Here is a 12,041-nt window from a genome sequence, read left to right as displayed (position 1 = left end):
GATGGCAATTTGCCAATGCAAAGCATTGTTCTCCTGATGTGGCTTGCCTTGTGCACTGAACAAGATGTCCGTGAACGGCAAATCTCCAACGCCCTGACCCTCGGGGTCGCGGCGTGCGCCCTGGCCTGGCTGTTCGCCACCGGACGCAGCTGGATTGGCGCCGACGCCAGCGAGGCCGGCTGGGCCCTGGCCATCGTCATGCTGCTCACCCTGCCCGGCTACATGCTCGGCCGCTTCGGCGCCGGCGACGTCAAGCTGATGGGCGCCCTGGCCCTGGCCACCAGCCCGCAGTACGTGCTCGGCACCTTCATCGGCGCCGGGGTCACCGTACTGGCCTGGATGTTCGGCCGGCGGCGCCTGTGGACCCTGCTCAATCCCAAGGTGAAAAAGCGCCTGCAGGCGCTGGCCGAACAGGTCGGCGACAAGCAGCCCTTTGCCCCGTATGTGCTGGCCGGCTTCCTGTTGACGGCCGTCTGGATCCAATAACCGACCGCTGGGTCGCTTCCATGAGCTAGATGCATGTACATAATTGCAAAGTGCGACTACTTTTCTACCTGCCAGAGCCTCTGGCCCGGGAGCAGAGCCGATACAACAGGGAGTTGATCGTGAATAAATCTGTCAGTGAGGTGAAAGTGCTGGTGGTCGACGACCAGCCAGTGATCGTCGAAGAGTTGTGCGAGTTTCTCGAAAGCGAGGGCTACCGTTGCGTCCCCGCCCATTCCACCGGCCAGGCCATCGACTGCTTCAAAGCCGACGAGACCATCGGTTTGATCCTGTGCGACCTGCACATGCCCGAGCGCGATGGCATCGAGCTGGTCCGCACCCTCAAGCAGATCGCCGGGCCGCAGCGTATGTTCGAGGCGATCATGCTGACCGGTCGCGCCGACAAGCAGGACGTGATCCGCGCCCTGCGCGAGGGCTTCGCCGACTACTACCAGAAACCCATGGACCTCGACGAACTGCTCGAAGGGGTACGCCGCCAGGAAGCGGCGCTGCTCGAACGGCGCCGCAACTTCCGCGAGCTGGGCAGCCTCAACCAGCGCCTGCAGGAGCTGGCCGAGTCCATCGACGACCTCTACCAGGACCTGGAAAAAGCCCGGGGCCAGGGCACCCACCGCCGCGCCAGCGACGCCGAGGACGGCGAGGCGGAGCTGCCTGCCGCCTTCGAGAAGCTGTCACCGCGCCAGCTTGAGGTGGCCCGGCTGGTAAGCAAGGGCAAGACCAACTACCAGATCGCCTGCGAACTGGGCATCACCGAGAACACGGTGAAGCTCTACGTGTCGCAGGTGCTGCGCCTGACCCACATGCACAACCGCACGCAGCTGGCGCTGGCGTTGACCCCGCGTTCGTCGCCGGTGCATCAGCGGTTTACCACGCACTGACTTTCTGACAACCACACCTCTGTAGGAGATCGCCCAGCCCTTTGGACTACGCTGTCGCGCAGGGAACTATCTCCCTGTAGGAGCGGCCTTGTGTCGCGAAAGGGGCGCGCAGCGGCCCCAGGTTCTGAGCCACCCTCGAAATTGCCGGGGCTGCTTCGCAGCCCTTTCGCGACACAAGGCCGCTCCTACACGATCGTGCCACAGCTTTAAGTGCTCAATTGTTCGACGAACTGATCTTGGTCCAGCGATAGAAGTCAGGAATCGCGTACTTGTAGCTGTCCAGCCAGCGCTGCATCGCCTGGTCGCGCTCCTTGTCGGTCTGTTCCTGGCGCACGCTGGAGGCCTGGCGATTGCTCGCCTGCACCTGCAGCAGGGCCTCGGTGGCGGTTTGCGGACGCGGTTGGCGCGGTGGTTCTTCGGCCTGCGCCAGCAGCGGTGTGGCCAGGCAGGCCAGGACGATCCAGGGCTTGAACATGATCACCTCCCGATCAGTTGATGGCCGCGGCCGAGGATTCGGTCGCCGCCAGCGGGCCACGCCCGTTGGACCTGATGCGCTGGGCCCGGGCCTGGGCCTCGGCGAACTGCTCGGGCTTCAGGCGCAGGCGATTGACCAGATCCTCCGCCTGGCGCCAGTTGTCCTGCACCAGCGACAGGGTCACCAGGTTCACCGCCGGCAGCGGGTTGTCGTCCTTGAGCTCGATGGCGGTGAGAAACTCGAAGCGCGCCTGTTCGTGGTTGCCCAGGTTCATCTGCACCACACCCAGGTCGTTGCGCACCTTCTCGTCGGTGGGTGCCAGGCGTGCCGCACGCTGCAGGTTGCGCAGGGCCTGGACGTCATCACCACGGGCCGAGGCAAGCTGGCCCAGGCCGTGCTCGCCCTCGGCGGCCAGGCAGCCGCCAAGCAGGCTGCGGTAGAGCGGCTCGGCCTCGCCGCGCCCGAGCTGGCGCAGCACCTTGGCCTTGCGCAGGCGGACCTGGTCGAGGGTGTCGGGCAGCTGTTCGAGGTGGGCCAGGCCCGCGTGCGGGCGACCCTCGCTGATCATCTGGTCGGCCATGTCCAGGCTCAGTTGCTGGTCGGCGTCGGGCTTGCCGCAGGTGCCGCCACCGAGCAGACGGGCCAGGCCTTCGGGGGGCTGGCCGGCGCAACCGGTGAGCAGCAACAGGGTGCTTAGCAGCAGAATCGTTTTCATTGCATTTCCCCCTCTCCAATGCCACCTCTGTAGGAGCGGCCTTGTGCCGCGAAAGGGCTGCAAAGCAGCCCCAGCCATTTTCGCCATGGTCGAGAACCTGGGGCCGCGTTGCGGCCCTTTCGCGGCACAAGGCCGCTCCTACATTCCATGTTCATGAGCCCAAGGCCCGCGCCAGCGCGGAAAAACCTGGCCCGGCCAGGACGATCAGCAACGCCGGGAACAGGAACACCATCATCACCGCCGACATCTTCGCCGACATCTTCGACACCCGCTCCTGCAGGCCAGTCAGGCGTCGGTCGTCGAGCAGTTCCTTGAGCGCCAGCAGCGATTTCATCGACCCACTGCCCTGCACCAGCAGCTGCTGGAGAATGACGCAGGTGTCGATCAGCTCATCCACCGCCAGCAGGCGCGCGGTCTTTTCCAGCTCAGGGCCCAGGGCCAGGCCGGAATCGACCCGCTGCAGGACCAGGCGCAATTCTTCACTGATGTTCGGCACCAGGCTGCGGCCTTCATGGGCCAGCACCCGCAGGGCCTGCTCCACCGCCAACCCGGTTTCGAAGAGGATGCGCAGCAACGGGATCAGCAGGCTCACCTCCTGGGCGATCTGCCGCTGGCGCCGCGCCGCCGCCAGCACCAGCAGGCGCTTGGGCAGCAGGTAACCCGCGCCCATCGCGCAGAGCACCAGCACGCCCCAGTGCCCGCGGTTTTCCCCGGGCAGGCCATGGGCCAACAGCAGCGCCACGCTCACCGCCAGCAGCGGCAGGCCCAGCTGCACGGCGGCGAACAGTGCCCGTTGTCGGCTGCGCCGCCAGCCCAGGCGGTCGAGCAGCGTCTGGGTCTCGCCATCCAGTCGTTGCAGGCGCCGCCCCAGCGGACTGCTGCCCAACCACTGCAACCAGTCGCCGAGCCGCTCGTCACGGGCCAACCGTCCCTGCAGCCGCCGCGCCACCCGCTGACGGGCCCGCCACTGCTGCGCGGCCTGCAAGGCCAGCAGCACGAACGCGGCGAACAGGAACAGCGCGCAGAGCAACATGGCCATGCTCACAGGCTCCTCATCATGCGCCACAACACCAGGCAGCCGACGGCCTGCAGGGCAAAGGCGAACAGCAGCATCAGCTGCCCGCTGCGGTCGTGCCACATCGCCAACAGGTAGGTGGGATTGGCGAACAGGAAGTAACCCACCATGGCCAGCGGCAGCGCGCCGAGGATCCACGCGGTAATGCGAGTCTCGCCGGTCATGGCGCGCAGCTGCCGATCACCCTGCTCATGCTCACGGATCAGCTTGATCAGGTTCTCCATCAGCTCGCTGGCATTGCCGCCGTGGCGCTGGTTGATGCGCAGCCCCAGGGCGAACATGCGCAGTTCGGCCTGGCCATACAGTTCGGCGAATTCGTTGACCGCGTCCTCCAGCGGCACGCCCAACTGCACGTTGCGCCGCACCCGCAGCATCGCCGAGCGCAGCGGCTCGCGGGTGCTGTCGACGCCACCGAGCACCGCCTCGTTCAGGGTGCGACCGGCCTTGAGGCTGCGCACGCTGTAGTCGAGCAGGCCGGGCAGTTGCTGGACGATCTGCTGCAGGCGCCGCCGGCAGCGCCAGGCCAGGTAGAAGTGGCCGAGCAAGGGCAGGCCGAACAACACCATCAACGCTGCCACCCAGCCCGCCAGCAGGCCGGCGAGCAGGGCCAGCGTCAGCCAGCCGAGTAGCCACGGCCGCGGGGAAAAATCGGCATGGGCCAGGCCCGCCCTTTGCAGCAGCGGGTCAAGCCAGTCGCGCCGGGCATTGGCGCTGCGCACAGCGCGGTAGGCCCGGCCCAGGCGCTCGAGGATGCGTTCCTCGCCGCGCTTGTACAGGCCCAGGCGCAACAGCAGCAGCGCCATGCCCAGGCACAGCGGCGACAGCGCCAGCAGCAGCGGGCCCATCACAGCACGCCCTCGTGGCGCAGCTTGCTCCCCGCCGGGTTCGGCGCCTCACGCAGAAAGCCATCGCCGCTGCGCCGGTCCAGGCGGAACAGGGTGTTGGTCACGTACACATCGTCGCGCACGCCGACCACTTCCAGCACCTCGCTGACGCAGCGCCGGCCATCGGCCAGGCGGGTCAGCTGGATCACCACGTCCAGCGCCGCGCAGATCATCTGCCGCAGGGTCTTCTCGGCCACCTGGCGGCCCGTCAGGCCGACCAGGGTCTCCAGGCGCAACAGCGCGTCCTGGGCGGTGTTGGCGTGCACCGTGCTCATCGAGCCGTCGTGGCCGGTGTTCATCGCGGTCATCACATCCAGTACCTCGGCGCCGCGGATCTCGCCGAGGATGATGCGGTCGGGGCGCATGCGCAGGGCGTTGCGGATCAGCTCGCTGGCCTTGATCTCGCCATGGCCCTCGGCATTTGGCGGGCGGGTCTCCAGGCGCACCACATGCGGGTGGTGCAGTTGCAGTTCGGCCACGTCCTCGATGGTCACCAGCCGCTCCTGGGGCGCGATCATCTGGCTGAGGATATTGAGCAGGGTGGTCTTGCCGGTACCGGTGCCGCCGCTGACCAGGATGTTGCAGCGCCGGCCCACGGCGCGCTCGAGGAAGTCGTAGATCGGCTGGTCGATGGCCCGGGTGGCCAGCAGGTCGGCGCTCTTGAGCATGTCCTGGCGGAACTTGCGGATCGACAGGCAAGGCCCGTCCAGGGCCACCGGCGGGATGATCGCGTTGACCCGGCTGCCGTCGGGCATGCGCGCGTCGACCATCGGCGACGACTCGTCCAGGCGCCGCCCGAGGGGCGCGAGGATGCGCTGCATCACTCGCTCGACATGGTGGGCGTCGATGAAACGCAGGTCGGTCTGTTGCAACAGCCCCGCCCGCTCGACGAACACCCGGTACGGGCCGTTGACCAGGATCTCGGTAACGCTCGGGTCGCGCAGCAGCACCTCCAGCGGCCCATAGCCGGTCAGCTCGTCGACGATCTCCTCGGCCAGGCGCTCCATCTCGTAGCGCGACAAAGCCAGGCGCAGGCGCGCCACATAGTCGCCCACCTGTTCCAATACGAACTGCGCCAGTACCGGACGCGCGCCTTCGAGCAGGTTGCGGCCGCTGTCCTCGATGGCGTCGATGACATGCCGGTGCAGGGCGCGCTTGAGCACCTGCGGATCGCTGGCCGCATGGCGCGGCCCGCCAAAGGGTTCTTCGTTGCTCATCGGTTGCCCCATAGCCGGTTGAGCCAGCCCTGGCCTGCCGGCGCCAGGTTTTCCGAACGCTGCGCCAGGCGTTCGCCCAGGCCGCGCAGGGCCTGGGTCAGGCCTTCGCGCGGGGCCAGCTCGAACAGGCTCAGGCCCTGGTTCTTGGCGTTCAGCCTCACCTCCGGGCTGTAGGGCATGACCTTGAGCAGGGCCAGCCCGTAGCGCTTGGCCAGGGCGTCGGCATCCGGCGCCACATGGCGCAGGTAGCGGTCCACCAGCAGGCTGGCGTGCTCCAGCTTGATGCCGCGGTCGCGCCACTGTTCGAGCACATCCAGGTTGCGCCGGCAGTCGAGGATGTTCTGGTCGGTGTAGACGATCAGCTTGTCGCAATGGCTGACGATGGTGCGCAGGGCCTCGCTGTCGACCTGCCCGGTGAGGTTCACGACGATGTGCTGAAAGTGCTGGCGCAAGGCGCTGAGCAGCATGTACAGCTCGGCGGCGCTGGATTGTTCCAGGGCCTCGTCGTTGTCGGCATAGGCAAGGATGCGCAGGCCGCCCTTGTCGCGGGTGAAGGCGCTGTCGATCAGGGTCGCGTCGAGCCGGCGCAGGTGACGCAGCGCATCGCCGAAATGAAACGACGCCTCAAGGCCCAGCAGGGCCAGGCTGTCGCCCCGGGGCAAACCCAGGTCGAGCAACAGGGTCTGCTGGCCGCTGTCCTGCACCACCCGCGCCAGGTGCGTGGTGAGCAGCGCGCCGTCGGCGCCGCGCTGGGTGCCGAAGAGCACGGTCAGGCCGCCCAGGCTGGGGTTGCTGGTGACCGCCGGCAGGCGCTTGCCCAGGCGCCGCACCAGCCCCGCCACCTCGCTGGCCCGCGAGCCGTAGGCGACGAAGTCGCGGGCGCCGGCGCGCATGGCGTGCAGCACCAGCTGGTTGTCCATGCCGTCGCCGAGGGCGACGATGGCCAGCATCGGCTTGGCTTCGAGCATGCCCTCGATCAGCGCACACTGGCCGATCAACTGCTCGCGGTCCAGGCCGATGAACACCAGGTTGCTGAAGGTCATGTCGACCAGCGCCAGCAACTCGTCGAGGTTCGGGCTGCTGGCGCCGATCACCTGCCCCAGCGGCGCCAGCGCGCCCTGCAGCCAGTTCAGGTCCTCGTCGGTGCGGGTCAGGGCCAGGTAGGTCTGGTTCAGGCTTTCGTTCATTGGGACAACCCGCCACGGCCTTCGAAGTTGCCGTTTTCCATGAAGAACAGGCGGCCCCAGCTGGGGTCGTAGGTGCGCAGCGTCTCACCCGGCAGTTCCGGCAGGCGCGCATTGGCGGCCAGCGGCTGGACCAGGTGCGGGGTGACGATCATCAGCAGCTCGGTCTCCTCGCGGTTGAGCGCCGACTGGCGAAAGAACGCGCCAATGATCGGCAGGTTGCCCAGGCCCGGCATCTTGTCCACGTTCGAACGCACGTTGCTGCTGATCAGGCCGCTGATGATGAAGCTCTCGCCATCGGCCAGGGAGATGCTGGTGTCGGTACGGCGCACGCTCAGCCCCGGCACCCGGGTGCCGGCGATGACCACCGAATTGTTGAAGTCCAGCTCGCTGACCTCGGGGGCGACCTTCAGGGTGATGCGGTTGCGGCTGACCACGGTGGGCGTCAAGGCCAGGCGCACACCGAATTCCTTGTACTCGATCGACACGTTGTCGCTACCGCTGCTGGGGACCGGGATGGGGATCTCGCCACCGGCCAGGAAGCTTGCGGTCAGCCCGCTCAGCACGGTGAGGCTGGGACGCGCCAGGGTGTAGGCGAAGCCGCTGTTCTCCAGGGCGTTGATCATCGCCAGGAAGCGGCTGCTGCCGCCGCCCCAGACGATATTGAAGACGCTGTTGTCGAGGGGGATGCCGGGCCGTGCGTCGGCATAGTTGGCCGAGCTCGGCACGCTGGCGGTGCTCGGCACGTAGCCTGGGCGCACCACCGTGTCGGGCACGGTGCCGGGTGAGCCGATCAGGCTGTTGTTCGAGCCCTTGAAGAACAATCGCGCCCCGGCCTCCTTGTACTTGAGGCGGCGCACTTCGACGAAGCGGATATCGGCCTGCACCTGCACCGGCAGGTCCTCCTGGGCGGAGGGCAGCTGCGCCGCTTCCGTCATGTCGGCGCTGGCCCGGCCCTTGACGAACAACATCGCCCGGTGCGGCTGCGCGGCGCAGTCGGTCCACAGCATGATGCTGGTGGTGCCCTGCCCCACCGCCGTCAGCAGCACGGCGCGCTCGCCGCTGGGCTGCACATCGGCCACCTTGGGCTCGCCCACCGCCGCCCGGGTGATGGCCACCGGCAGGCGCAGTTCCTGCTGCAGGCCCTGGTCCATCTCGATCACCGACGGCAACTGGCCGAACGCGGCGCAACCCTTGGCCGCCTGCGCCGACGGCGCCAGCAGGACCAGGGCCAGCAGCGCCGGGGCCAGCCATTCGCCTCGTGGAGTAACACGCAAAGAACTACGCATGGATCGCATCCTTGCCGGTTCAGGGAGTCTTGTTGTTGTCGCCGTTCTGCGCACCACGGATGATCTGCATGGTCGGCGCGCCGGCCACTGCGGAGGCAGCCTGGCTGGCCAGCGGCACCTGGGACAACTGGCTGAAGCGATAGAGATCGCGGTTGGCGCTCTCCAGTTGCGCACTGGCGGCCTGGCCGGACCAGTAGGCCGCCAGCAATTGTTCATCGGCGCTGCGCACCGCCAGGCGCAAGGTCCCGGCCTGGGCCGCCAGCATCAGCCGGCTGGCCAGGGCCTCGGGCACGGCCAGACCCACGGTGCGGGTGGTGTTGCTGTTCAGCGATTGCTGGTCGCGGCGGGCCTTCTGTTCTTCGGCCGTTTGCGCCGGGCGTCCGTCGTTGGCCAACCCGGTCTGCTGGTCGACGCTGAGCACGCGCAAGGCCGGCAGCACCACCTGGGCGGAGGACTGCGGGTTGTTGTTCTCTTCGCGCAGGAACAGCAGCACATCGACAAAATCGCCAGGGCGCAATTGCCCGGCGGCACCGCTCACATCGTCGATGGCCACCGCCACGGCGCGCTCATGCGGGCGGATCATGCGCGCCAGCGGGCCACCGGTCTGGAAGCTCGACTCGTCCAGCCAACTGCCCGCCGCCAGCGGCCGGGAGCTGCGGCGCCCGAGCACCTGGTCGAGTTGCTGGAAGGCGCCGGCCGGCACCACCTGCAGGCGCTCGACCAGCACATCGTCTTCGCTCAAGGGGGTGTTGGCCGGCACCGCCCTGCGCAGCACCACGATGGGCGAACGCGGCGGCTCGGGCGCGGCTACGGGAACGGGCGCGGTGGGGATCACCGCTGCACTGGGAGGCGCCAATGGCGCCGGCGCGGGCTCGGCCGGACGGCTCAGACGCAGGCCCCAGTATCCGGCAAGCAAGGCCGCGATCAGGAACAGGCCGGCGAGGATCATGGTCAGGCGACTGCTCATCTGCGCTCTCCCCTACGCCCGGGACCAATGATGGCAAAAGGTAACTATTTCGCTATTGGACGGTAGCTGAGCCGCTATCTTTCGCCATTACCTGCATCGCATTTTTAGAGCCATGAAATTGACGCGTCGGCAAAACAAAAACTTAGCACCGCCAATTACAACCAATACTTTTGGATTAATGCTTTCTTACATTTGCAGGTCGCCACGGCTTGGCGATGCTCTGATGGCAAAGGGGTATCACTTATCAAGCCCCGCCGACCGGCGCCCATCGAGCGCAAGGAGTAGTGCCATGCTGCTGCAACAGATCCTCATCCATGTGAAGACTTTCCTCCAGCGCAAGGACGGCGCCTCCGGTATCGAATACGCGGTGATCGCGGCCATGGTGGCGGTGGTGCTGGCCGGCTTCGTCACGCCGATCTCGACCGAGGTGTCGGCGATCATGACCACCATCAAGACCGCGATCACCCAGTGATCGCGCAGCACCTGCATGACGCGTAGTCCCACTGCCAGGAGCCGACCATGCCGACCTCTTCCTTGCGTCAACAGATCCTGCTGGTGGACGACGAGGAAGAGGCCCTGCTGGAGCTGGCCGAGCTGCTGGAGAACGAGGGTTTCTGTTGCCACACCGCCACCTCGGTGCGCGGCGCCCTGCAGCAACTGACCCGCCACCCCGACGTCGCCCTGGTGATCACCGACCTGCGCATGCCCGAGGAGAGCGGCCTGGGCCTGGTGCAGCGCCTGCGCGACCACACCGCGCGCCAACACCTGCCGGTGATCGTCATGTCCGGGCATGCCGACATGGACGATGTCAGCGACTTGCTGCGCTTGCAGGTGCTCGATCTGTTCCGCAAACCGATCTATCACGCGCGCCTGCTCGAGACGCTGGAGAACCTGTTTCCCAAGCCGTTGATGCAGGCCGTTAAATAGCTGGCGAATAACCTCAAGCCTTGCGCAACCCCTGTAGGAGCGGCCTTGTGTCGCGAAAGGGCCGCAAAGCGGCCCCTCGATTTCAGCAGCGCCGCGACAATAGCTGGGGCTGCTACGCAGCCCTTTCGCGACACAAGGCCGCTCCTACAAAGAAGTGCGTAGCCTGCTACAACTGATAACTGAAACTCAGGTTCAGCCGTGGCCGCCGGTTGAAGCTGTCCAGGGCGATGTCCGACATCGGCTTGGCCACCTCGACCGCGATGTTGTAGTAGCGCATATCGCCAAACCGCAGCCCCAGTGCCGCCGATGACATCTTCGTGTCCCTCACGTCCAGCTCGTTGAACCAGGCCCGCGCCGTGTCGAGCGCCACGTACGGCTGCACGACCTTGAGCCAGGCGCCGTCGCGGTGGAAGCTGTAGTTGAGTTCGTAGGCCAGCCCCCAGCCCTTGTCGCCCGAGCCCTGGTCGCTGGGATAACCGCGCCCGAAGTTCTGCCCGCCGAACACCGCCCGCTCGCTGTCGGGCAAGCTGTCGTTGCTCCAGTAGGCCGCCGCCGAGGCCACGCCCTGCCAGTTGTCGGTGAAGTTGTCGCTCTGCACGCCCGAGACCCGCAGGCGCAAAAAGTCCAGGTCGTAGTCGGCATTGGTGTTCGCCCCCAGCCGGTCGAGCCCCTGGTAGACCCCGGCACTGAGGATGCGCAGGCGCCGCGCCTCGGCCTTGCGCCAGTCGCCTTCGAAGGACAGCGCGCGAATGTCGGTCTCGCTGTCCAGCCGCAACGGAAAGCCCACCACCTGGTAGTCGATGCGGTCGTTGACCACGTAGAAGCGCCCGACCACCTCCAGCCATTCGCTGGGCGAGGCGATCAACGACTGGCTGATACCCACCGAGTAGCGTTCGTTCTCGCGGTGCTGGGTCAGGTCGATACCGTTGTCCAGGCGGATGCGCGCCTTGGGGTCGCTGCGATAGCGCGAGGCCGAAAACAACAGCCGCGAGCCCTCGGCGTCGAGGAACTGGCTGTAGTCGAGGCGGTAGTAATGCTCCTTGTCCTCGCCGGGCGGCACCAGCACGCTGGCGCTCAGTTGCTCGGCAAAACGGGTCTGCGCGTTGCTGCTGGCGCCGAACAGCGCCTGCAGGTCGTCGCGGCTGCCGTCATTGAGGCTCAGGGTGGTGGTAAACGGTTTGCGCGAGACCTGGGCCAGCAGCCGGGTCGCGCCATCGGTGGTGGCCGGGGGCGGCACCTGGGCCTGGAAGGTCACCCCGGGGATGCGCCCGGCCAGGCTGGTATAGCGCTCGAAGCTCTCGCGGGTCAGCGGACGCTCGGCCTTGAGGCGCTCCATCAACTGGTCCAGGTAAGCTCGCGCCGCGCCGATATCGCCCTCGACCTGATAGTCGTGGATATAGCCTTCCACCAGCACCACCCGCACCCGACCATCGACGAAGTCCTGGGGCGGCAGGTAGGCGTACGACAGCAGGTAGCCATCCTGCTGGTAGCGCTGGGTGAGGCGGCGGGTGACCTCGATCAGCTCGGCGAGGGTCACCTCGCGGCCGATCAGCGGCTGGTAGTGCTCGCGCAGGTCGCTCAGGGGGTAGACGGTGCCGCCCTCGAAGCGCACCTTGCGCACCGCCACCCGCGTGCTCATCAGCAGCGGCGATTGGCGTGCGCTGTCCACGCTGGGTACGCGCAGGCCGGCGGGGCCGGGTCGATAGGCGTCCACCGGCAGGTTCGGCATGGGCAGGCGGCGCTCGGTCTCGTTGCTGTTGAGGAAACTCGGCAGGGGCTCGGCCCGCGCCAGGCTGGCCACGGACAGCGCCAGCATCGTCACCAGCAGTCGGCGCATTCGGACACTCCATGATCCACGGGTGGCAGGGTGACCGACCGGCGCATGGCGCGCCGGTCAGCCTCACTCACCTTGAGCGTAGCCCGTCG

General features: G+C 67.1%; 13 protein-coding genes. 4 read left to right on the top strand and 9 right to left on the bottom strand.

Features of this window, described 5'->3' with window-relative positions:
• Positions 1–15: 15 nt before the first annotated feature.
• Together ACZ899_RS22815 and ACZ899_RS22810 are read left to right on the top strand one after the other, a co-directional pair.
• Positions 16–486: an A24 family peptidase gene (locus ACZ899_RS22815; RefSeq protein WP_028691368.1), complete on the top strand. Its 471-nt coding sequence runs from the start codon at positions 16–18 to the stop codon at positions 484–486.
• Positions 487–599: 113 nt separating this feature from the next.
• Positions 600–1,382 (top strand): response regulator, encoded by a 783-nt coding sequence (locus tag ACZ899_RS22810; protein WP_267967213.1) that lies wholly within the window; start codon positions 600–602, stop codon positions 1,380–1,382.
• A gap of 214 nt (positions 1,383–1,596) precedes the next feature.
• On the opposite strand, the gene ACZ899_RS22805 is transcribed toward ACZ899_RS22810, so the two are convergent.
• From ACZ899_RS22805 to cpaB, 8 genes are all read right to left on the bottom strand, one after another.
• A complete protein-coding gene (locus ACZ899_RS22805) occupies positions 1,597–1,857 on the bottom strand; it encodes a DUF3613 domain-containing protein (protein ID WP_232857068.1) in 261 nt (86 codons plus the stop codon).
• 13 nt (positions 1,858–1,870) lie between these two features.
• Entirely contained in the window at positions 1,871–2,572 is a 702-nt protein-coding gene (locus ACZ899_RS22800) for a tetratricopeptide repeat protein (protein WP_232857069.1), read from the bottom strand.
• A gap of 151 nt (positions 2,573–2,723) precedes the next feature.
• Positions 2,724–3,611: a type II secretion system F family protein gene (locus ACZ899_RS22795; protein ID WP_203650365.1), complete on the bottom strand. Its 888-nt coding sequence runs from the start codon at positions 3,609–3,611 to the stop codon at positions 2,724–2,726.
• A 2-nt stretch (positions 3,612–3,613) separates the two neighbouring features.
• Positions 3,614–4,495, bottom strand: a complete 882-nt coding sequence (locus tag ACZ899_RS22790) for a type II secretion system F family protein (protein ID WP_232857070.1) — start codon at positions 4,493–4,495, stop codon at positions 3,614–3,616.
• Positions 4,492–5,748 (bottom strand): TadA family conjugal transfer-associated ATPase, encoded by a 1,257-nt coding sequence (locus tag ACZ899_RS22785; protein WP_110739121.1) that lies wholly within the window; start codon positions 5,746–5,748, stop codon positions 4,492–4,494. The genes ACZ899_RS22790 and ACZ899_RS22785 overlap by 4 nt, the downstream gene beginning before the upstream one ends.
• On the bottom strand, positions 5,745–6,935 hold the full coding sequence (locus ACZ899_RS22780) for a CpaE/TadZ family protein (RefSeq protein WP_234562284.1): 1,191 nt from the start codon (positions 6,933–6,935) through the stop codon (positions 5,745–5,747). The genes ACZ899_RS22785 and ACZ899_RS22780 overlap by 4 nt, the downstream gene beginning before the upstream one ends.
• Entirely contained in the window at positions 6,932–8,221 is a 1,290-nt protein-coding gene (locus tag ACZ899_RS22775) for a type II and III secretion system protein family protein (RefSeq protein WP_234562283.1), read from the bottom strand. Before ACZ899_RS22775 ends, ACZ899_RS22780 begins: the two co-directional genes overlap by 4 nt.
• 19 nt (positions 8,222–8,240) lie before the next feature.
• The gene (gene cpaB, locus ACZ899_RS22770) at positions 8,241–9,188 is read right to left on the bottom strand and encodes a Flp pilus assembly protein CpaB (protein ID WP_234562282.1); all 948 of its coding nucleotides are present in this window, start codon (positions 9,186–9,188) and stop codon (positions 8,241–8,243) included.
• A 289-nt stretch (positions 9,189–9,477) separates the two neighbouring features.
• On the opposite strand from cpaB, the gene ACZ899_RS22765 reads away from it, so the two are divergent.
• Positions 9,478–9,660, top strand: a complete 183-nt coding sequence (locus ACZ899_RS22765; RefSeq protein WP_203650353.1) for a Flp family type IVb pilin — start codon at positions 9,478–9,480, stop codon at positions 9,658–9,660.
• A gap of 47 nt (positions 9,661–9,707) precedes the next feature.
• Complete coding sequence (locus ACZ899_RS22760) at positions 9,708–10,115, top strand: response regulator (protein WP_050703614.1); 408 nt, start codon at positions 9,708–9,710, stop codon at positions 10,113–10,115.
• A 166-nt stretch (positions 10,116–10,281) separates the two neighbouring features.
• Here the strand turns inward: ACZ899_RS22760 and ACZ899_RS22755 are convergent, their stop codons facing one another.
• Complete coding sequence (locus ACZ899_RS22755; RefSeq protein ID WP_234562281.1) at positions 10,282–11,952, bottom strand: ShlB/FhaC/HecB family hemolysin secretion/activation protein; 1,671 nt, start codon at positions 11,950–11,952, stop codon at positions 10,282–10,284.
• Between the last annotated feature and the right edge of the window lie 89 nt (positions 11,953–12,041).

The sequence above is a fragment of the Pseudomonas sp. TE31087 genome (assembly GCF_057284075.1).
The sequence above is the reverse complement of the archived record's forward strand: the minus strand, read 5'-3'. Positions and strand labels throughout refer to the sequence as shown.